The following is a 21368-nucleotide window of genomic DNA, read 5'->3' on the forward strand; positions in this document are numbered from 1 at the left end:
CTCATGCGCATTCTGTTTCTGTCGGACAATTTCCCGCCCGAAGGCAATGCGCCGGCCACGCGCACCTACGAGCATGCGGTGCGCTGGGTGCGTGCCGGGCACGAGGTGACGGTGATCACCTGCGCGCCGAATTTCCCCGAGGGCAAGCTGTTCGACGGCTACCGCAACGCCTGGCGCAGCGTCGAGACCGTCGACGGCATCCGCGTGGTCCGGGTCAAGACCTACATCACCGCCAACGAAGGCTTCGTCAAGCGCACCCTCGACTATCTGAGCTTCATGGCCGCTTCGGTCGCCGCCGGCCTGTTCGAGCCGCGCCACGACGTGGTGGTGGCGACCTCGCCGCAGTTCTTCTGCGCGCTCGGCGGCTGGGCGTTGGCGCGCCTGCGCCGGCGGCCGTTCGTGTTCGAGCTGCGCGATCTGTGGCCGGCCTCGATCACCGCGGTCGGCGCGATGAAGCGCAGCGCCGCGGTGCGCGCGCTCGAACGCCTGGAGATGTTCCTGTACCGCAGCGCCGACGCGATCGTGCCGGTCACCCATACCTTCCGCGAAGAACTCATCCAGCGCGGTATCGCCGCCGACAAGATCCACGTCGTGCTCAACGGCGTCGACCTGCAACGCTACGCGCCGGCCGCGCGCGACGAGGCCCTGAGCCGGCAGTACGACCTGGACGGACGCTTCGTGGTCGGCTACCTCGGCACCCACGGCATGGCCCATGGCCTGGAGAAGGTCGTCGACGCCGCCGAGCGGCTGCAGCACGACCCGCGCATTGCCTTCTTCTTCGCCGGCAGCGGCGCCGAGCGTGCGCGCGTCGAGCGCCTGGTCGCCGAGCGCGGGCTGAGCAACGTGCGCATGATCCCGCGCCAGCCCAAGGAGATGATGCCGAAGCTGTGGAGCCTGTGCGACATCTCGCTGATCCCGCTGCGCAACAACCCGGTGTTCTCCGGGGTGATCCCGTCCAAGCTGTTCGAAGGCATGGGCATGGGCATCCCCGCGCTGATGTCGCTGCCGCCCGGCGAAGCCACCCGCATCGTCGAAACCACCGACTGCGGCGTGTGCGTGCCCCCGGAAGACGCCGAGGCGATGGCCGCGGCGATACTGGCGTTGGTCGAAGACCCCGGCCGTATGCGCCGCCTGGGCGATTCCAGCCTGGCCGCGGCGCCCTCGTATTCGCGCGACCGCCAGGCCGCGTTGATGACCGACGCCCTGGCGCGTCTGCTCGACGACGACACCGCCGACCTGGCGCGAGTGGCGAAGTAAGTCTGCGGCCATGACCGGCATCGGCCGATGGTTGGCGTGGCCGCTGGAACCGCTGCACTTGTCGTGCTGCCTGCTGGTGCTGGCGTTGCTGGCCTTCGCTTTGCGCCGGCGCCGTGGCGCGCTGGCCTTGATCGGGATCAGTCTGGCTTGGTCGTTGCTGTGGTCGTTGCCGGCGGCCTCCAACGCGCTGCGCAATAGCCTGGCGCTGCGCTATCCGCCGCAGTCCGCACACAGCCTGCCGACGGTCGATGCGATCGTCGTGCTCGGCGGCGGCATCGGCAGCGTCGCCTGGTTCGAACAGGGCGACCCCAACGATCCGCGTCTTGCCGGCAACCGCGTCGCCCTGGGCGCGCGCGCCTGGCACGACGGCCGCGCACCGTGGGTCTTGCTCAGCGGCGGCCCGACCTCGCGCACCCGCGGCGTCAGCGAAGCGCGCGAGATGGCCGCTGCGATGCGCGCGCTCGGCGTACCCGAGCGCGCCCTGGTGCTGGACGAGCGCAGCCGCAGCACCAGCGACAACGCCCGCAACAGCGCGCAGTGGGCGCGCACGCACGGATGGCGCAGGGTCGCGCTGGTGACCTCGTCCCTGCACATGAGCCGCGCGCGGGCGCTGTTCGAGCGGCAAGGCCTGCAGGTGCTGCCGCTGGCTTCGGCGGAGAAAGATTTCGAGCCCGTCCCGAAGCACGGCGCCGGCTCGCCGTGGTGGCCGACCCGCCGCGCCCTGCGCCGCAGCGGCGAGGTGTTCAAGGAATATGCGGGCCTGCTCGCCGCGCGGCTCGGCGTCGGCGGCTGAGCCGGGCTGGGTTGAGCCGGGTCGCGCGCTAGGGCGCAGGTTCTTCCACGAATGCCGCCAGACCGCGTTGCCCGCGCGCGGTCACGTTCAACGCGCGCGAGTACTGGATGCGGCGCAGCCAGCCCTGGGCGATGAAACGATCCAGCAAGGCCGCGCCGAGCACGCCGGCCAGATGATGGCGGCGTTCGCTCCAGTCCAGGCAGGCGCGGCACAGCGGCCGACGGGTGCGCGGCAAGGCCTCCAGCGCGATCCCGGCTTCAGCAACGAAACCGCGGCCGCGCTCGGTGAGCTGCAGGTCGTCGTCGCCCAGATGCAGAAAACCGCGGCGCACGAAGCTGTCGTGCACGCGCACGCCCCACTCGCCGGCGAGGTGGTCGTAGCAGACCCGCGCCTTGCGCAGCGCCAGGTCGCTCGGCCCGACGCTGACCGGCGCATCCGAGATGCGGTACGCCACCCGCATCAGATCTTCGAGCAACCGCACCACATCGTCGTCGGCGATGCGGAAGTAACGATGGCGGCCCTGCTTCTCGACGCTGAGCAGGCGCGCTTCGGTCAGCGCCGACAAATGCGCGCTGGCGGTCGGACGGGCCACACCGGCGGCCTCGGCCAGCTCGGTCGCGGTCAGGGCGCGGCCGGCCATGAGCGCGGTCAGGATGTCGACGCGGGCGCGGTCGCCGATCAGCGCGGCGACCCGGTTGAGGTTGGGGGAAATGTCCATGCGGCGATCCTGCATCACGCCCGGGCGGGAATACTTCGATACTGAGCGAAGCATCGCCCCGGCGGCAATCGCTATGGTGCCGGCCACCACTGCCGGAGCCTAACGATGCGCATCGCCTGCATGATCCGATACCGGATCGACCCCTTCCAGCTCGACGCCTTCCGCCGCTACGCCGAAGCCTGGGGCCGCATCATCCCGCGTTGCGGCGGCGACCTGGTCGGCTACTTCCTGCCGCACGAAGGCAGCAACGACATCGCCTGGGGGCTGATCGCCTTCGACAGCCTCGCCGACTACGAGGCTTACCGCGCCCGTCTCAAGACCGATGCCGAAGGCCGCGAGAACTTCGCCTTCGCCCGCGAACACCGCTTCATCCTGCGCGAGGAACGCAGTTGGACCGAAATCGTCGATGGCGCGTTCCGTATGTCTGCGACCATGGGCGTGCCGGCATGATCGCGGTGATCTTCGAAGCGCAGCCGCACCCGCAGACACGCCCGGATTACCTCGACACGGCCGAACGCTTGCGGCCCTTGCTCGCGCAGATCGACGGTTTCGTCTCGATCGAGCGTTTCGAGAGTCTGAGCCGGCCCGGCAAGCTGTTGTCGCTGTCGTACTGGCGCGACGAGGATGCAGTGAGGCAATGGCGCAATCTCGAACTGCACCGGCAAATCCAGGAGATGGGTCGGGGTTCGATCTTCGCCGACTATCGACTGCGCGTGGCGGAAGTTGTGCGCGACTACGGCCTGTATGATCGTGCGCAGGCGCCCGAAGACTCGCGCCGGCGGCACGACGAGTAGTCGCGGCAAACGCTTTAGCTTTAGTTTAGCTGTTGCTGTTGCTGTTGCTGTTGCTGTTGCTGTTGCTGTTGCTGTTGCTGTTGCCGAGATTTTGATCTGCTTTGCCGCTTTACCGGTCAAGTGGAGACCCGGAGGGCGGCGCACAGGACGTGCGCCCAGCCTTTAAAAAGGAATGACTCGATAAGACAGGGACGTCTTATCGAAAAATCCCGGCGCCGGCATCGCACTCGTGGCCTGTGCCCTTGCAAGGAGAGCCCTTTTCTTTGGTTACTTTCTTTTGGGCTTAGCAAAAGAAAGTAACCCGGCCGCGTAGCGGACGGAAGCTCTGCACTTGCTTATGGCTTTCATACAAGCAAGATCAAACGATAAGAGCTTCCGCCACTAAAGCGGCGGGTTACTTTCTTTTGTCATAAGCAACAAAAGAAAGGTAACCAAAGAAAAATGCTTTTCTTTGAATCACAAGCCCGCACGAGCGATGCCTCCGCAGGGATTTTTCATACGGGACATCCCTGTCCCGATGAAAAACGGCCCGCATCCTTGCGGGCCGCCCTCCGGGTCTTCTTTTGCCTTCGCTAGTGCAATGCGACGCACAGCAACGGCAACGGCAACGGCAACAGAAAAATCTATACGGCCACGGCAGGCGACGGCGATGACGAGAGCTCCTGTAGGAGCGACGTGAGTCGCGACCATGCGGCTTCGGTCTCCGGCCAGAACCTGGGAACCGATCATCCTCCAGGCTACGACCGGCGCCGGCGCCCCCCTTTCCCCAACCGGCCAAAGCGCCAACCTCGCCGCAATCGGCGGCTCGTGGCGATGACGATATCGCCGCCGAAGATCATACGCCGGCGACTCAGCGGATGATCGCGACGCTCCGCGCCCCTCGCCGACCCGGCCGCGGAACGGCCGCATCGGTCGCTTTTCGCGCATTCGCTACTGCGATCGCTCGCACATTTCGGCCGAGGCCAGGCCACGAGCCCGCCAGCACGGCGTATCGGCCGCGTCGATCGCGACTTCACAATCGCCTGCCCATGTAAATGCAATGATCCCGACCTTGAAGGCTGAAGTGCCTGGGATCTTGCATGCCCAATGTATGGCGAATTTTCAGTCAGTGGTTGCGCTTGCGCCGACGGCTGTGGCGATGGGGACGTGCGGCGACGAGCAAGCCGTGGCAAGCGGAACAACCTTTGCGCTCGCAGTTGTTCAGCGCCGAGCAGATGGAACGGCACGGCAAATCCCTCGCGCATGCGCATCGGGTGCGGGCGCGCACGGGTTCGGACTTGTTGCTGGGCCGCCTGCGCGAGAACGAGGGCATCCTCGATTCCGCCAGCACCCTGCTCACTCAGATGGTCCAGGACGAGGTCCGCATCACACCGGCGGGCGAATGGTTGCTCGACAACTATTACCTGATCGAAGAACAGATCCGCACCGCGCGCCGCCATCTCCCCAAGGGCTATAGCCGCGAGCTGCCGACCTTGAGCCAGGGCCCGTCGGCCGGCCTGCCTCGGGTCTACGACCTGGCGATGGAAGCCATCGCCCACGGCGACGGCCGCATCGACGCCGAAACCATGACCCGCTTCGTCGCCGCGTATCAGACGGTGACGCCGCTCAAGCTCGGCGAGCTGTGGGCGATTCCGATCATGCTGCGCCTGGCCTTGATCGAGAACCTGCGCCGCATGGCCGTGCGGGTGATGCGCGACGGCGCCGATCATCGCCGCGCCGCCGAGTGGGCCGAGCTGCTCAACGACACCGCCGACGCCAACCCGAAGAACGTGGTGCTGGTGGTGGCCGACATGGCGCGCTCGAATCCGCCGATGTCGGGCGCGTTCGTGGCCGAGCTGACCCGCGGCCTGCACGGCCGCAGCGCGGTCCTGGCCATGCCGATGAGCTGGATCGAGCAGTGGCTGGCCGACAGCGCCCACGGCGTGGAAGAACTGGTGCGCGCCGAGAGCCAACAGCAGGCCGCCGACCAGGTATCGATCAGCAACAGCATCGGCAGCCTGCGCTTCCTGGCCAACATGGATTGGCGCGAGTTCGTAGAGACCATGAGCCTGGTCGACCGGACCCTGCGCGAGGATCCGATCGGCGTCTACGCGAAGATGGATTTCAACACCCGCGACATGTACCGGCACGTGGTCGAGAAGATCGCCCGCCAAAGCGGTGTCAGCGAGATCGACGTGGCGCGCCTGGCCCTGAGCCTGGCGCTCGAGTCCGGCGAGGTCGACGACGGCAAGGCCCACGTCGGCTATTACCTGATCGACGACGGCACCAGCGAGATCAAGGCCGCGGTCGCCGCCTCGCCGGACGCACACAAGCCGGTGCGGTTGCGCTCGCGCAGGATGCCTCTGTCGGTGTATCTGCTGCCGATCGGCGCGATCGCCGCGCTGTTCGGCTACGGATTGTTGTCCGAGCTATACGCAGCGCCGCTTCCGGCGGTGGCCTTGTGCCTGTTCGCCGCGCTCAGCCTGCTGGCTTTCAGCGAACTGGGCATCACCCTGGTCAACTGGATCGCGACCGTGCTGGTTGCGCCGAAGCCGCTGCCGCGCCTGGATTTCTCCAAAGGCCTGCCGTCCAGCTCGCGCAGCCTGGTGGTGGTGCCGAGCATGATCGGCAGCGTCGATGCGATCGACGGCCTGGTCGAAGGGCTCGAAGTCAGGTTCCTGGCCAATCGCGATGCCTACCTGCATTTCGCCCTGCTGACCGATTTCCTCGACGCCGACCAACAGGACTTGCCCGGCGATGCGGCCCTGGTGGCGCATGCCTCGCGCCAGATCGAACAACTCAATGCGCGCTATGCCCCGGAAAGCGGCGACCTGTTCTTCCTGCTCCATCGTCCCCGCACGTGGAACCCGCTGGAAGGCAAATGGATGGGCTACGAGCGCAAGCGCGGCAAGCTCGCCGCGCTCAATCGCCTGTTGCGCAGCGGTGCGCGCGAAGCTTTCATGGCAGTGACCGGCAACACCGAGGTGCTCGCCAACGTCCGCTACGTAATCACCCTGGACACCGACACCCGCCTGCCCCGGGATGCGGCGCGCGAGTTCATCGGCACCCTCGCCCATCCGCTCAACCAGGCCCGCTTCGACGAACGCCGGCGGCGGGTGACGCGCGGTTACGGCATCCTGCAGCCCAGCGTCGGCACCGGCATGAGCGAACGCCGCGGCTCGCGTTATGCGCGCATGTACGGCAGCGAAGCCGGCATCGACCCGTATACGCGCACGGTCTCCGACGTTTACCAGGATCTGTTCGGCGAGGGCTCGTTCGTCGGCAAGGGCATCTACGACGTCGACGCGTTCGAGTACGCCCTGGAAGGCCGCTTCCCGGAAAACCGCGTGCTCAGCCACGACCTGCTCGAGGGCTGCTATGCGCGCGCCGGCCTGATCAGCGACGTACGCCTGTTCGAGGACTATCCCTCGCGCTATGCCGCCGACGTGAAGCGCCGCTATCGCTGGATCCGCGGCGATTGGCAGTTGCTGCCCTGGCTGTTGCCCTGGGTGCCGCGGATGAAGGGCGGTTACGAAGCCAATCCGCTGTCGTGGCTGTCGCGCGGAAAATTGCTCGACAACCTGCGACGCAGCCTGGTGCCGGCCGCCGCCACCGCGCTGCTGGTCGCCGGCTGGGCGATATTGCCGCAACCCTTGGCCTGGACCCTGTGGCTGCTCAGCCTGTGGCTGGTGCCCACCTTCGCCCTGGCGTGCTGGGACTTGGTCACCCGCCCGGTCGACATGGCGCTGGAAACCCATCTGATGCAGGTGGTCAGCTCGATCGCGCGACAGATGCAGCGCGCCGCGGTCAATCTGGCCTGCCTGCCGTACGAAGCCTTCTTCAGTCTGGGTGCGATCGCCCGCAGCGTGTGGCGGATGGCGATCAGCCGTCGTCGCTTGCTGCAATGGAACCCGTCGAGCGAAGTCGAGCGCAATCTCGGCAGCGGCGTCGGCGCGGAACTGCGCAGCATGTGGTTCGCGCCTGCGTTCGCGCTCGCCGTCGCGGCCGCGCTGTCGCGCATCAACCCGGCGTCGCTGTGGGTCGCCGCCCCGGTCCTGCTGCTGTGGCTGCTGTCGCCGCCGCTCATGGCCTGGCTGGGACGGCCGCCGAGACAGCGTCGCGCGAGTCTGTCGCAGACCCAGCTGAAGTTCCTCGGCCGACTGGCGCGCCGCACGTGGGCCTTCTTCGAGATCCACATCCGCGCCGAGGATCATTGGCTGCCGCCGGACAACATCCAGGAACATCCGAGCCTGGTGGTGGCGCGGCGCACCTCCCCGACCAACATCGGCCTGTCGCTGCTCGCCAACCTCGGCGCCTACGACTTCGGCTATCTGCAGGCCGGCGGGTTGATCGAGCGCACCCGCCTGGCGCTGACCACGATGGAAGCCCTGCCGCGCCATCGCGGCCATTTCTACAACTGGTACGACACCGAAACCCTGCTGCCGCTGCCGCCGCGCTATGTGTCGACGGTCGACAGCGGCAATCTCGCCGCGCATCTGCTGACCCTGCGCCAAGGCCTGCTGGCGTTGATCGACGAGCCGGTGTTGGCACGGCATACCTTCGACGGTCTGGCCGATACCTTCGGCGTGCTCGAAGAAACCTTGCGCGCGGCGGGCCGTATCGACGCCGCGCTCGAACAAGCCCTGAGCGCATTCCGCGAACGCATCGACGGCATCCGCGCGCAGCCGCCGGCGTCGCTGCCGGAAGCCGAACGCGTGCTGGCGGGGCTGTCGTCGCGGGCGCTCGCAATCGAATCCTCGCTACCGCCGTCCGCGGAACAAGCGTCGGACGCATCGGCCCCGCATTGGCCGACGATGCTCTCGGCCGCCTGCCGCGCCGCGCAGGACGAATTGCTGTTCTTTGCGCCCGGGCTCGGCACGCCGGAGGAAGGACAGAGCCGGCCTTCCGAGGCCGACCTCCTGGAACGCATTCCGACCCTGCGCGCCCTGCAAATGGCGCCGCAGGACGGACTTGCGCGCGACCGCGCCCGCAAACGCGTGCACGAGCTCGAACGCCTGGCGCATATCGCCGGGCAGCTGTCGCTGATGGAATACGAATTCCTCTACGACCGCGGCCGCCATCTGCTGTCGATCGGCTACAACGTCGAGGAACGGCGCCTGGATGCCGGCTATTACGACCTGCTCGCCTCCGAAGCGCGCCTGTGCAGCTTCGTCGCCATCGCCCAGGGCCAGTTGCCGCAGGAGACCTGGTTCGCCCTCGGCCGTCTGCTGACCGAGATCGACAGCGGCGCCACCCTGCTGTCGTGGAGCGGCTCGATGTTCGAGTACCTGATGCCGCAGTTGGTGATGCCGAGCTATCCCGACACCTTGCTCGACCAGACCGCGCAACACGCGGTGCTGGCGCAGATCCGCTACGGCCGCCAGCGCGACGTGCCCTGGGGCATCTCCGAATCGGGCTACAACACCGTCGATACGCGGATGAACTATCAGTACCGCGCGTTCGGCGTGCCCGGCCTCGGGCTCAAGCGCGGCCTCGGCCAAGACCTGGTCATCGCCCCCTACGCCAGCGCCATGGCCTTGATGGTGCTGCCGGAAGCGGCTTGCCAGAACCTGCAACGCCTCACCGAACTGGGCTTCGCCGGCCATTACGGCCTGTATGAAGCGATCGACTACACCCCGACGCGGGTGCCGCGCGGCCAGGAGCATGCGGTCGTCCGCTCGTTCATGGCCCACCACCAGGGCATGGCCTTCCTGTCGCTGGACTATCTGCTGCGCGACCAGCCGATGCAGAAACGCTTCGTCGCCGATGCCGAGTTCCAGGCGACGCTGTTGCTGCTGCAGGAACGCATTCCGCGCACCGGCGTGTTCCACCCGCACGAGGCCGAAGCCAGCGGCGCACGCGCCGCCCCCGCCGCCAGCGAGACCCAACTGCGGGTATTCGCCAATCCGAGCACCGGCCGGCCGGCGGTGCAGATGCTGTCCAACGGCCGCTACCACAGCCTGCTGACCAGCGCCGGCGGCGGCTACAACCGCCTAGGCGACATGGCGGTGACGCGTTGGCGCGAAGACGGCACGCGCGATCACTGGGGCTCGTTCTGTTATCTACGCGACGTGGACAGCGGCGAATTCTGGTCGGCGACCTATCAACCCACCTGCGTGCCGGTGGATCATTACGAGGCGATCTTCTCCGACGCCAAAGCCGAGTACCGCGGGCGCAAGCGCCGCTACGAGACTCACCTGGAAATCGCCATCTCGGCCGAGGACGACATCGAGCTTCGCCGCCTGCGCATCGGCAACCGCTCGCGCCACACCCGCACCATCGAGATCACCACCTACGCCGAAGTCGTGCTGGCCTCGTCGCTGTCGGACGAGTTGCATCCGGCCTTCAGCAATCTGTTCGTGCAGACCGAGGTTGCCCGCGACAAGCAGGCCCTGCTGTGCACGCGGCGGCCGCGCTCGCACGACGAGGTACCGCCGTGGATGTTCCACCTGGTCGCGGTGCACGATGCCGACATCCAGACGATCTCCTACGAAACCGACCGCTCGCGCTTCCTCGGCCGCGGCAACACCCCGCGCACGCCGCTGGCCCTCACCGCGACCGAGGCGCTGTCGGATTCGGTCGGCTCGGTGCTCGACCCGATCGTCGCGATCCGCACCCGCATCGTGCTCGCGCCCGAGCAGAGCGTCATCGTCGACATGGTCTCGGGCGTGGGCGTCGACCGCGCGGCCTGCAGCCGGCTCATCGACAAATACCGCGACCGGCGCCTCGCCGACCGCGTCTTCGACCTAGCCTGGACCCACAGCCAGGTGGTGCGGCGCCAGATCAACGCCTCCCAGGCCGATGCCCAATTGTACGAACGGCTGGCCGGGCTGATGGTGTATGCGCATCCGTTCCTGCGCGCCGACAACACGGTGCTGTTGCAGAACCGGCGCGGGCAGTCGGGACTGTGGGGGCACTCGATCTCCGGCGACTTGCCGATCGTGCTGCTGCAGATCGCCGAGGCCGCCAACATCGAGCTGGTCCGGCAGATGGTGCAGGCGCATGCGTATTGGCGCCTGAAGGGGCTCAACGTCGACCTGGTGATCTGGAACGAAGAACAGGGCGGATATCGCCAGCAACTGCAGGAGCAGATCCTCGGCCTGGTCTCGGCCGGCCCCGAGGGCAACGTGCTCGACCGGCCCGGCGGCATCTTCGTGCGGCCGAGCCAGCAGATGTCGCAGGAAGACCGCATCCTGCTGCAGGCGGTGTCGCGGGTGATCATCAGCGACAAACGCGGCACCCTCGCCGCGCAGGTCAGCCGCCACGTGCCGCCCGAGCGCGAGATCCCCTTGCTGTTGCCCGACGGCCCGCCCGACGAGTCCGAACCGATGGACGAAACCGCAGCGGCCTATCCGCCGGCGTTGCCGGGCCTGCCGCCGCCGCGCGCCGAAACCGACGAAGATCCGTGGCCGTTCGAAGCGGTGACCGAGGCCTTCGTGTTCGACAACGGCACCGGCGCGTTCGCCGCCGACAGCCGCGAGTATGTCGTGGTGCTGCGCGAAGGCGCGCCGACCCCGGCGCCCTGGTCCAACGTGATGGCCAACGCGCAACTCGGCACCGTGGTCAGCGAAAGCGCGCCCGGCTACACCTGGTTCGAAAACGCACACGAATTCCGCCTCACCCCCTGGCATAACGACCCGGTCGCCGACACCGGCGGCGAAGCCTTCTACCTGCGCGACGAGGACAGCGGCCGGATCTGGTCGCCGATGCCTCTGCCCTGTCGCGGCAGCGGCGCCTACCGCACCCGCCATGGCTTCGGTTACAGCGTCTACGAGCACATCGAGGACGGCATCGCCAGCGAGCTGTGGATCTACGTGGCGCTCGACGAGGCGATCAAGTACTCGGTGCTCAAGCTGCGCAACCTGTCCGGCCGCGCACGGCGTCTGTCGGCCACCGGTTACGTCGAATGGGTGCTCGGCGATATCCGGGTCAAGTCGCAGATGCACGTGGTCAGCGAGCTCGACGGCGCCAGCGGCGTGCTGACCGCGCGCAATCCCTACAACACCGAGTTCGACGGCCGCGTCGCCTTCTTCGACGTGGACGGCGAGCAACCCAGCTTCACCGCCGACCGCACCGAATTCCTCGGCCGCAACGGCAACCTCGGGCAACCGGCGGCGCTGCTCAAGCAGCGCCTGTCGGGCAAACTCGGGGTCGGGCTGGACCCGTGCGCGGCGCTGCAGGTGCCGATCGCGCTGGCCGCCGACGAGAGTTACGAGACGGTATTCCGCCTCGGCATCGGCGCCGACTATGCCGCCGCCGTGCAACTCGCCCAAGCCAGCAAGGGCAGCGGCGCCGCCCGCGATGCGCTGGATGCGGTGCGCATCCATTGGACGCACACCCTAGGCGCGGTCCGGGTCGAGACCCCCGACCCGAGCGTGGACGCGCTCGCCAACGGCTGGCTGCCCTACCAGGCCTTGGCCTGCCGTTACGTCGCGCGCAGCGGCTACTACCAGTCCGGCGGTGCGTTCGGCTTCCGCGACCAGCTGCAGGACACGATGGCGACCGTGCACGCGATGCCGGCGCTGACCCGCGAACACCTGCTATTGAGCGCGGCGCACCAGTTCCCCCAGGGCGACGTGCTGCATTGGTGGCATCCGCCGCTCGGCCGCGGCGTGCGCACGCGCTGCTCGGACGATTACCTGTGGCTGCCGCTGGCCGCCTGCCGTTATCTTGAGGTCACCGGCGATCGCAGCGTGCTCGACGAGCGCGTGCGTTTCGTCGAGGGCCGCCCGGTCAACGCCGACGAGGAGTCCTACTACGACCTGCCGCTGGTCTCCGGCCGCCAACAGCCGTTCTACGACCATTGCGTGCTGGCGCTCAAGCGCGGCACCGAGTTGCTCGGCGAACGCGGCCTGCCGCTGATCGGCAGCGGCGACTGGAACGACGGCATGAACCGCGTCGGCGACGCCGGCAAGGGCGAAAGCGTGTGGCTGGGTTTCTTCCTGTTCGACACCTTGAACCGCTTCGAGCCGGTCGCGCGCGAGCGCGGCGACGCCGCCTTCGCCGATTACTGCATCGAACACGCGCAGCGCCTGCGCGGGAATCTGGAAACCCATGCCTGGGACGGCGACTGGTACCGGCGCGCCTGGTTCGACGACGGTACGCCCTTGGGCTCGGTGCACAGCGACGAATGCCGGATCGATTCGATCTCGCAGAGTTGGTCGGTGCTCTCGGGCGCGGCCGATCCCGAACGCGCGCGCCAGGCGATGGAGTCGCTGGACCAATACCTGGTGCGGCGCGATGCCGGCCTGATCCAGTTGCTGCAACCGCCGTTCGACAAAACCAGCAAGGACCCCGGCTACATCCGCGGCTACGTGCCCGGCGTGCGCGAGAACGGCGGCCAGTACACCCATGCCGCGGTATGGGCGGCGATGGCCTTCGCCGAACTCGGCGACAGCGCGCGGGCCTGGGAACTGGCGCGCATGATCAACCCCATCCACCACGCCCGCGACGCGGAAGCCACCGCCGTCTACAAGGTCGAGCCCTACGTGCTCGCCGCCGACGTCTACGGCGTCGACCCGCACACCGGCCGCGGCGGCTGGACCTGGTACACCGGCTCGGCCGGCTGGATGTACCGCTTGCTGACGGAATCGCTGCTCGGCCTGCAGCGCCACGGCGACACGATGCGCCTGAAACCCTGCATTCCGGCCGATTGGCCTGAATACCGGATCCAGTACCGCCACGGCGACAGCCTGTACCGGATCCACGTGCGTCAGGTCGATGCCGATGGCGGCGCTGCGCAACTGCAACTGGATGGTGTCGTGCAGGAGGGCCTGCAGTTCTCTCTGCTCGGCGGGCGGACGATCCACCACGTCGAGGTGACCTGGCCGCGGCCGCAGCCATGAAGACCCGGGCGCAACTGGATGCCGGACTCGAGCGCCTGGCGCAGATGCTGCCGCCTTGGCTGGAATCGCTGCGTCACGAGGCGCAGTTCTGGCCGCAGTTCAGGGCGCTGGTGGACGAGTTGATGGCCGACGCCGATCCGGCCGATCGCGCGCATGCGCAGCGGCGTATCGATGAGATGTTGGCGAGGCATGGGCTGCGCTGGCGCTGAAGTTAACGCCGTTGCCGTTGCCGTTGCCGTTGCCGAGATTTTGATCTGCTTTTCTGCTTTTCTGCTTTTCTGCTTTGCTGCTCTGCTGCTTTGCCGGTCAAGTGGAGACCCGAAGGGCGGCGCACAGGACGTGCGCCGTTTTTCGATAGGACAAGGATGTCCTATCGAAAAATCCCTGCGCAGGCATCGCACTCGTGGCCTGTGCCCTTGCAAGGAGAGCCCTTTTCTTTGGTTACTTTCTTTTGGGCTTAGCAAAAGAAAGTAACCCGGCCGCGTAGCGGACGGAAGCTCTGCACTTGCTTGAAGGCTGCGCCGGAGGCCGCCAGGGCGTGGTCGCGACTTACGTCGCTCCTACAGGGGACAGGCTTCGCACTTTCCTGTCGCTTTGCAGAAGCAAGATCAAACGCTAAGAGCTTCCGCCACTAAAGCGGCGGGTTACTTTCTTTTGTCATAAGCAACAAAAGAAAGGTAACCAAAGAAAAATGCTTTTCTTTGAATCACAGGCCCGCACGAGCGGTGCCGACGCAGGGATTTTTCATACGGGACATCCCTGTCCCGATGAAAAACGGCCCGCATCCCTGCGGGCCGCCCTCCGGGTCTTCTCTAGCCTTCGCTAGTGCGAAACGACGCACAGCAACAGCAACAGCAGAATCTTCGCGGCAACGGCGATAACTTTTGTAGGAGCGACGTCAGTCGCGACCGCGCGGCTTCGGTCTTGCGGCGAAACCCGCCAAAAACCACCACACATCCGGGTGAGGGGCCATACCGGCGGCACTCCCCTCAATCAACGCCGCGCAGCGATGACGATATCGCCGCCTGAGGACTCATCGACCGCGACCGGGTACAACTCCTCCAAGGCCTCGACGAAGGCATGCGGGTCGTCGCTGCGGAACACGCCGCTGACGCGCAGGCGCGCGACTTGCTCGCCGCCGAGGACCATGCGCCGGCGGCTATAACGGTTGAATTCGGCGACCGCGGCCGACAAGGCCTGGTCTTCGAACACCAACTTGCCCGACAACCAGGTCGGCAAGGCGCCGGGCGCCGCCGGTGCCAACCGGTGCAACGGCTGGTGTTTGCGGAAACGCGCCTTCTGGCCGGGGTCGAGCGTGCCGAGCGCAGCCTGTCCGGCATCGGCGGTCGGCGCCGCCAACAAGGCGACCCGGCCTTCGACCAGGGCGACCTCGGTCGTGTCGTTGCGCCGATAAACCTCGAACTCGGTGCCGACCGCGCGGACGCTGCCGTCCTCGGTATGTACCAGGAACGGCCGCCTGGCCTTGGCCACGCGGAAATACGCGCGACCGCGATCCAGGACGATGCGGCGCTCGGCGCCGGAAAAATCGACGACCAGGCGGCTGTCGGTGTCCATGCTGACGCGCGAACCGTCGTCGAGGGCGATGGTGCGGCTTTCGCCGACCTGGGTGACATACACAGTCTCCGGCACCGGCCGCTCCGACCAGCGCGGCACCACCGCGGCCAGGGCCAACACCGCAGCGAGCGCGCCGGCGCCCAGGGCATAGCGTGCCCAGGCGACAGGCGCACGGCTGCGGCGCTTCGGCGCAGCCGGCGCCACCGCATCGCGCAGGCGTTCGGCGATCTGCGGGTGCTGGGCGTGCTCGCCGGCCGCCGACCACAGGCGCTCGATGCGCTCATAGGCGGCGCGGTGGCGCGCATCGGCGGCCATCCAGTGTTGCCAGCCCTGGCGGTCGCTTTCGGCGACGTCGTCGGCGCGCAGGCGCGCGAACCAGGTCGCGGCCTGGCGACGGAACGGGTCGCCGCCCTCGATCACGTTGAGACGCGGTGGTTTCACGAGCCTCCCAGACGCGTATCGAAATGCAGCAAGGCGCGCATCATGTTTTTCTCCACTGCGCTCACACTGATCTCCAAACGTTTGGCGATGGCGCTGTAGGTCAGGCCTTCGTAGCGCTGCAGCAGGAACACCTGGCGGCAGCGCGGCGACAACTCGTCCAGCGCCGCCAGGAACGCCTGCAGGCGGCGGTTACCTTCGTAGACGCATTCGCCGTGCGGGTCCTCACTCGGCCAGTCCTTGGCGACCTCGTCGATCGACACGTGCTGCAGCACCTGATGGCTCTTGTCGCGGCGGAAACGGTCGCGCAACAGGTTCGAGGCGATCTGCAACAAGAAGGCCTCGACGTTGAGCACACCGCTCAGCGACGGCATCCGCACCAGCCGCACCAGGGCTTCCTGGGCCAGGTCCTCGGCGTCGTCGGCCGATTGCAGATGGCGCGAGAAATAGCGGACCAGGGCCGGGCGGTAACGGGCGATCAGCAGCGGCAGATCGGCGGCGCACGGGGCGTCGCAAGCACCCAGCGTATCGCCGGCTTCGCCGCTGTTCATGGCCCCTCCCCCGCTATCGGACAAGCGGACGCTACGGCACCGGCCGGCCGCCGGCAAGCCTGCCGAAAGGCGAGTGAGGGATCCGTGGCAAGCTGCGTCTACATCGGTGGGGAAAGGACAACAGTCGAAGGATCGAGTCGTAGCCACTCATCGGGGAGCGTTGCAATGGGGATCGTTTCACAGCGTCGCGCAGCACAAGGCAGTCGGTCTAACGGTAGGGATTCGAACCAGCAGGCATCGGCGGGGGCCGATCCGGGACATACACTGAAAACAAGCGCGCATACGCATTGCGCCCGGCGCCCGCTGTCGGTCGCGCTGAGCCTTGCGCTCGGCCTGTCGGCCCTGGTCGCCGCGGCGCCGGCGCTCGCCCAGCAGACGCAGGACAGCGCGCATCACTACGCCTTGCCGAGCCAATCGCTGGCCGCGGCGCTGAACCAAGTGGCGTCCTCGTCGGACGCGCAAATCCTGATTCCGCCGGACCTGGTGCGCGGCCGCATCGCCCCGGCCCTGTCCGGCCGCTACACCACCCGCGAGGCGGTCACCCGCCTGCTTGCCGGCAGCGGCCTGAGCTTCCGCGTCACCCAGAGCGGCGTCATCGCGATAGTGACTGCGCGCGAACCGGCGCCGCCCAAGGCCAAGCCGGCGAGCTCGCGCGAGCCCGCGGCCAAGGCCAAGGCGGAGCCCGATCCGACCGAACTGGCGGCGATCCAGGTCACCGGTTCGCGCATCAAGCGCGCTGAAATCGAAGGCCCTTCGCCGGTCACCGTGATCACCGCCGAACAGATGGAACGCGAGGGCCACGCCACCGTGTTCGAGGCGCTGGACACCCTGGTGATGGCCAACGGCGCGGTCGAGACCGAACTGTCGGGCGGTTTCTCGGCCAACGCCCATCCGCTCAACCTGCGCGGCCTGGGCCCCGGCCGCTCGCTGTTGCTGATCGACGGACGCCGCGCCGCCGACTATCCCTTCCCGTACGAAGGCCGCAGCAACTTCCAGAACTTCGGCAACATTCCCTCCGGCGCGGTCGAGCGCATCGAGATACTCGCCGGCGGCGCCTCCGCCATCTACGGCGCCGATGCGGTGTCCGGCGTGGTCAACATCGTGCTCAAGCGCAATTACCAGGGCGACGAGGTCAAGCTGCGCGCCGGCAGCAGCACGATGGGCGGACGCGACCGCTTCGACCTGCAATGGACCGGCGGCAAGACCGGCGAGCGCTGGGGCGTTACCTATGCCTTCCAGGCCTACAACCAGGAACTGTTGTACGGCTTCCAGCGCGACGACTGGGATCTGCGCGCCAATCCGAGCCCGGATCCGCGGCTCGGCGTGCAACCCGACGCCGGTCTGCGCATCCGCCGCGGCAGCAGCAGTAGCAGCAGCCCGCTGATCGCACCGCCGGCCGGCACCTGCGAGCGTTGGGGCGACGAGTTCCAACGCCACACCTACAAGCGCATCAGCTCCGGCGCCGTGCAAAGCCTCGGCGATGCCTGCGGCACCTGGAAGGACGTCGGCTACCAGCACCTGAGCAAGGGCAAGAACGAACTCGCCGGCTACGTGTTCGGCACCTGGGATTTCTCCGACGACCTGCAGGGCTGGGGTTCGGTGCAGGCCTGGCGCTCGCGGGTCGAGTCGCTCGGCGGCTTCGAGAGCATCACCGGCCCGCATACCGACGGCGTCGGCCGTCGCGGCGATTTCTACGACCCGCAGTTCAACGCGGTGATCGCGCCCACGCGTTTGCTGACCCCGGTCGATCTCGGCGGCGTCGAGCAGATGAACCAGCACTACCGCGAGCGCTCGCTCGACGTCGCGCTCGGCCTGCGCGGCAAGATCGGCGACGGCTGGGATTGGGACGCCACCGTCAGCCGCGCCGAGTACCAGTTCGAACGCACCCGCCGGCGCATGGTCGGCAACCTGGTCAACGATTATTTCTTCGGCAAGCAACTGGGCACCCGCCCCAACGGCGTGCCGATCTATCGCTTGAACCTGCCGCGCTGGTACCGGCCGATGACACCGGAGGAATACGAGTCGATCTCCACCCTCGCCAAGTACGAGGCCGAGTCCTGGGTCAACACCGCCAGCTTCGTGCTCACCGGCGATCTGTTCGAGTTGCCGGCCGGACCGGTCGGCGTCGCCACGGTGCTGGAAGCGAGCTCGCAGGGCTACGACCTGTCCAGCGATGCGCGCGTGCAGCCCGGCGTGGTCCAGCTCTACAACCTCACCGGCACCAACGGCGGCGGCGAACGCGACCGCTATGCCGCGGGCGTGGAGTTCAGCATCCCGATCCTGAGCACGCTCAAGGGCAGCCTGGCCGGCCGCTTCGACAAGTACGACGACATCACCGCGGTCGACGACGCCAAGACCTGGAACGCCGGCCTGGAATGGCGCCCGACCGACAACCTGCTGATCCGCGGCGCCTACGCCACCAGCTTCAAGGCGCCCGACCTGCACTGGGTCTTCAGCGAAGGCAGCGGCAGCTTCGGCAGCGCGGTCGACCCCTGGCGCTGCATCGCCGCAGGCGCCAACCCGGGCTGCTCGGGCTATAGCTACAACGTCTTCAGCTTCACCGAGGGCGACCCGAACCTGGAAGAGGAAACCGGCAAGTCCTGGAGCGTCGGCGCCGTGTGGGACGTCTTCGACGGCTTCTCGGTCACCGCCGATTACTGGAGCATCGAACTCGACGGCGCGATCGAACGTCTCAGCCCGACCAGCATCCTCGAAGGCGAAGCCGGCTGCCGCACCGGCAAGCAGCTCAACGGCCAGCCGTTCGCATTCGGGCCCGACTCGGGTTATTGCCGCAACGTCACCGCCCTGGTGACACGGCGTCCGGAAGGCAGCGAAGCCATCGACCGCATCGCCGAGGTCAAGTCGGCGCCGCTCAACCAGTCCTACCGCCGCGTCACCGGCATCGACGCCAGCGTCAACTGGCGGCTCAAGACCGAGCGTTACGGCGACTACCGTTTCGACCTGAGCTGGTCGCACACGCTGAAGTCCGAACGCCAGGTGTTCGCCACCGATCCGATCGAAAAGGATTGGCGCGACGACCCGACCAACCTCGACTTCCGCAGCCGCCTGCGGGCGGGTGCGAGCTGGCGCGCCGGCGACTGGTCGTCGAGCCTGTTCATGACCCGCTACGGCACCCTGCCGAAGGCGAACGGCCTCGGCCGCACCGGCGTGTATTTCCTCTGGAACGCCAACATCGGCAAGCAGATCACCGACCAGGCCACGATCAAATTCTTCGTCAACAACCTGTTCAACAGCACCCACCCGGACGACGAGACCAACACCTCGTTCCCGTATTTCTACGATGCCTACAGCCCGATCGGCCGCGAGTTCGCGTTCGAGTATGAGTATCGGTTCCGGTGATTGGGGGCTGGCGTGGCGACGACGGCGGTGAGCGCCGCGTCGCCATAGCCGTCGCTGCAGTTTGCCGTTGCCGTTGCCGTTGCCGTTGCCGTTGCCGTTGCCGTTGCCGTGATTTTGATCTGCTTTGCTGCTTTGCCGGTCAAGTGGAGACCCGGAGGGCGCCGCACAGGACGTGCGGCGTTTTCCGATAAGACAGGGACGTCTTATCGGAAAATCCCGGCGCGGGCATCGCACTCGTGGCCTGTGCCCTTGCAAGGAGAGCCCTTTTCTTTGGTTACATTTCTTTTGGGCTTAGCAAAAGAAAGTAACCCGACCGCGTAGCGGACGGAAGCTCTGCTCTTTCTTGAAGGGTTGTGCCGGAGGCCGGCAGAGCGTGGTCGCAACTTACGTCGCTCCTACAGGGGTACTTCGCACTTGCCTGTGGCTTTAATGGAAGCAAGACCAAACGATAAAAGCTTCCGCCACTAAAGCGGCGGGTAACTTTCTTTTGTCTAAAGCAACAAAAGAAAGTAACCAAAGAAAAATGCTTTTGCTTTGAATCACAGGCCCGCACGAGCGATGCCTCCGCAGGGATTTTTCATACGGGACATCCCTGTCCCGATGAAAAACGGCCCGCATCCATGCGGGCCGCCCTCCGGGTCTTCGATTGCCTTCGCGAGGCTTAGGCGGCGCACAGCAACAACAACAGCAACAACAGCGACAGCGACAGCGACAGCGACAGCGACAGCTCGAAGCCTCGATGAATGACGATGGCGCTGCAATGCCTGCCCATTCCTTGGTCGCGGCTCGCGCCGCTCCTACCCTTGGCTGCGGCCATTAACGGCGCAGATGCGTCAGTGCGGCCTCAAACAGCGACAATGCCGATCAGGCGAATACACGAGTACCCCGATGACCAAACTATCCCGCCTTGCCTCCACCTTGCTGGCTCTGTCTCTGTCGGCCGCGACCGCCGTCACCTCAGGCCAGGAACGCGCGCCTGCGGCCTCGGAGAAGACAGCGGCGGCAAACACGCTGGGTTTCGACGACGGCCCCTACCTGCGCTACGCAGCCGACCGCATCGAGGCGCGCTGGGTCTGCGGCGGCAAGCCGGTCGAGCGCTCGTTCCCAGCCCTGCGTTGGCCGGTCGTGGTGCCAGCGCAATGCGGTCATGCCGAGCCGATCTCGGTGCGCGCCCCGGCCGAAGCCGAGGCAGAGGTCTCGCCGCAGGGCGTCGAGCGCATCGCCGCGCTCTCGGACGTGCACGGCCAGTACGAGCTGATGGTCCAACTGTTGCAGAACAACGGCATCGTCGACCGCAAGCTGCGCTGGCGCTATGGTCGCGGCCATCTGGTCATCGCCGGCGACGTGTTCGACCGCGGCCCCAAGGTCAACCAGGCCCTGTGGCTGCTGTACGGCCTGGAACAGCAGGCGCGTGCGGCCGGCGGCGCGGTGCATCTGTTGCTCGGCAATCACGAGATCATGGTGCTGGCCAACGACCTGCGCTATGTCAACGAAGGTTATCAGCGCAACGCCGGGCTGCTCGGCAGTTCCTACGTCGAGCTGTACGGCCCCGACACGGTGCTCGGGCGCTGGCTGCGCAGCAAGTCGGTGATCGGCCAGGTCAACGACCTGTTGTTCGTCCACGGCGGCATCGCCGCGAGCTATTTCGAATCCGGCCTGAGCCGGGCGCAGATCAACGACCGTTATCGCGACACCCTCGGCACGCCCAAGACCGTCTGGCAGCAGGACCCAGCGCTGATGCCGCTGTACAACGGCAAGACCAGCCCGATCTGGTACCGCGGCTTTTTCATCGACCCGGCCCTCACCCAGGAGCAGGTCGATGCGATCGCCGCGCGCCTCGGCGTCGGCCGCATCGTCGTCGGCCATACCTCGCACCAACGCATCGGCAGCTATTTCGACGGCCGCGTGATCGCGATCGACAGCAGCATCAAGAACGGCAAATACGGCGAGCTGCTGCTGATCGAGCGCGGCAAGATCAGCCGCGGCACGCCCGAGGGCAAACGTTTGCCGCTGACCGCCGGCGAAGCGCTCTCCGACTGAACCAGCGCTCGCGACGCG

The 21368-nt window shown here is 67.0% G+C and carries 12 protein-coding genes; 8 read left to right on the forward strand and 4 right to left on the reverse strand.

Features of this window, described 5'->3' with window-relative positions; genetic code table 11:
• Window positions 1–3: 3 nt before the first annotated feature.
• Window positions 4–1257: a glycosyltransferase family 4 protein gene (locus ACKN61_RS16065; protein WP_408950382.1), complete on the forward strand. Its 1254-nt coding sequence runs from the start codon at window positions 4–6 to the stop codon at window positions 1255–1257.
• A gap of 10 nt (window positions 1258–1267) precedes the next feature.
• The gene (locus ACKN61_RS16070) at window positions 1268–2050 is read left to right on the forward strand and encodes a YdcF family protein (RefSeq protein WP_408950383.1); all 783 of its coding nucleotides are present in this window, start codon (window positions 1268–1270) and stop codon (window positions 2048–2050) included.
• A gap of 28 nt (window positions 2051–2078) precedes the next feature.
• Here ACKN61_RS16070 and ACKN61_RS16075 read toward each other — a convergent pair whose 3' ends face one another.
• The gene (locus tag ACKN61_RS16075) at window positions 2079–2768 is read right to left on the reverse strand and encodes an ArsR/SmtB family transcription factor (RefSeq protein ID WP_408950384.1); all 690 of its coding nucleotides are present in this window, start codon (window positions 2766–2768) and stop codon (window positions 2079–2081) included.
• Between the two features lie 105 nt (window positions 2769–2873).
• Here ACKN61_RS16075 and ACKN61_RS16080 point away from each other — a divergent pair, with 105 nt between their 5' ends.
• The 4 genes from ACKN61_RS16080 (at window position 2874) to ACKN61_RS16095 (ending at window position 13595) form a co-directional block, all read left to right on the forward strand.
• Window positions 2874–3218 (forward strand): NIPSNAP family protein, encoded by a 345-nt coding sequence (locus tag ACKN61_RS16080; RefSeq protein WP_408950385.1) that lies wholly within the window; start codon window positions 2874–2876, stop codon window positions 3216–3218.
• The gene (locus ACKN61_RS16085) at window positions 3215–3562 is read left to right on the forward strand and encodes an antibiotic biosynthesis monooxygenase family protein (protein WP_408950386.1); all 348 of its coding nucleotides are present in this window, start codon (window positions 3215–3217) and stop codon (window positions 3560–3562) included. The genes ACKN61_RS16080 and ACKN61_RS16085 overlap by 4 nt, the downstream gene beginning before the upstream one ends.
• 1079 nt (window positions 3563–4641) lie before the next feature.
• Window positions 4642–13386, forward strand: a complete 8745-nt coding sequence (locus ACKN61_RS16090; RefSeq protein WP_408950387.1) for a GH36-type glycosyl hydrolase domain-containing protein — start codon at window positions 4642–4644, stop codon at window positions 13384–13386.
• Window positions 13383–13595, forward strand: coding sequence for a hypothetical protein (locus ACKN61_RS16095; RefSeq protein ID WP_223620541.1), 213 nt, complete (start codon window positions 13383–13385; stop codon window positions 13593–13595). Before ACKN61_RS16090 ends, ACKN61_RS16095 begins: the two co-directional genes overlap by 4 nt.
• A gap of 784 nt (window positions 13596–14379) precedes the next feature.
• Here the strand turns inward: ACKN61_RS16095 and ACKN61_RS16100 are convergent.
• Together ACKN61_RS16100 and ACKN61_RS16105 are read right to left on the reverse strand one after the other, a co-directional pair.
• On the reverse strand, window positions 14380–15402 hold the full coding sequence (locus ACKN61_RS16100; protein ID WP_408950388.1) for a FecR family protein: 1023 nt from the start codon (window positions 15400–15402) through the stop codon (window positions 14380–14382).
• On the reverse strand, window positions 15399–15950 hold the full coding sequence (locus ACKN61_RS16105; RefSeq protein ID WP_408950389.1) for an RNA polymerase sigma factor: 552 nt from the start codon (window positions 15948–15950) through the stop codon (window positions 15399–15401). The genes ACKN61_RS16100 and ACKN61_RS16105 overlap by 4 nt, the downstream gene beginning before the upstream one ends.
• 165 nt (window positions 15951–16115) lie before the next feature.
• Between ACKN61_RS16105 and ACKN61_RS16110 the strand changes: the two genes are divergently transcribed.
• Window positions 16116–19310, forward strand: coding sequence for a TonB-dependent receptor domain-containing protein (locus tag ACKN61_RS16110; protein WP_408950390.1), 3195 nt, complete (start codon window positions 16116–16118; stop codon window positions 19308–19310).
• Between the two features lie 661 nt (window positions 19311–19971).
• Here the strand turns inward: ACKN61_RS16110 and ACKN61_RS16115 are convergent.
• Window positions 19972–20127, reverse strand: coding sequence for a hypothetical protein (locus ACKN61_RS16115; RefSeq protein ID WP_408950391.1), 156 nt, complete (start codon window positions 20125–20127; stop codon window positions 19972–19974).
• 71 nt (window positions 20128–20198) lie between these two features.
• Between ACKN61_RS16115 and ACKN61_RS16120 the strand changes: the two genes are divergently transcribed.
• Complete coding sequence (locus ACKN61_RS16120) at window positions 20199–21350, forward strand: metallophosphoesterase (RefSeq protein WP_408950392.1); 1152 nt, start codon at window positions 20199–20201, stop codon at window positions 21348–21350.
• The last annotated feature ends 18 nt before the right edge of the window (window positions 21351–21368 follow it).

Origin of the sequence: Lysobacter sp. Hz25 (genome assembly GCF_046097045.1) — a bacterium.
In the GTDB taxonomy this organism is placed as follows: domain Bacteria; phylum Pseudomonadota; class Gammaproteobacteria; order Xanthomonadales; family Xanthomonadaceae; genus Lysobacter; species Lysobacter antibioticus_B.

Coding starts and splice junctions, on each gene's coding strand:
- ACKN61_RS16080 (WP_408950385.1), top strand. CDS start 2,874: ATGCGCATCGCCTGCATGATCCGATACCGGATCGACCCCTTCCAGCTC.
- ACKN61_RS16065 (WP_408950382.1), top strand. CDS start 4: ATGCGCATTCTGTTTCTGTCGGACAATTTCCCGCCCGAAGGCAATGCG.
- ACKN61_RS16120 (WP_408950392.1), top strand. CDS start 20,199: ATGACCAAACTATCCCGCCTTGCCTCCACCTTGCTGGCTCTGTCTCTG.
- ACKN61_RS16095 (WP_223620541.1), top strand. CDS start 13,383: ATGAAGACCCGGGCGCAACTGGATGCCGGACTCGAGCGCCTGGCGCAG.
- ACKN61_RS16090 (WP_408950387.1), top strand. CDS start 4,642: ATGCCCAATGTATGGCGAATTTTCAGTCAGTGGTTGCGCTTGCGCCGA.
- ACKN61_RS16070 (WP_408950383.1), top strand. CDS start 1,268: ATGACCGGCATCGGCCGATGGTTGGCGTGGCCGCTGGAACCGCTGCAC.
- ACKN61_RS16085 (WP_408950386.1), top strand. CDS start 3,215: ATGATCGCGGTGATCTTCGAAGCGCAGCCGCACCCGCAGACACGCCCG.
- ACKN61_RS16105 (WP_408950389.1), bottom strand. CDS start 15,950: ATGAACAGCGGCGAAGCCGGCGATACGCTGGGTGCTTGCGACGCCCCG.
- ACKN61_RS16115 (WP_408950391.1), bottom strand. CDS start 20,127: ATGGCCGCAGCCAAGGGTAGGAGCGGCGCGAGCCGCGACCAAGGAATG.
- ACKN61_RS16110 (WP_408950390.1), top strand. CDS start 16,116: ATGGGGATCGTTTCACAGCGTCGCGCAGCACAAGGCAGTCGGTCTAAC.
- ACKN61_RS16075 (WP_408950384.1), bottom strand. CDS start 2,768: ATGGACATTTCCCCCAACCTCAACCGGGTCGCCGCGCTGATCGGCGAC.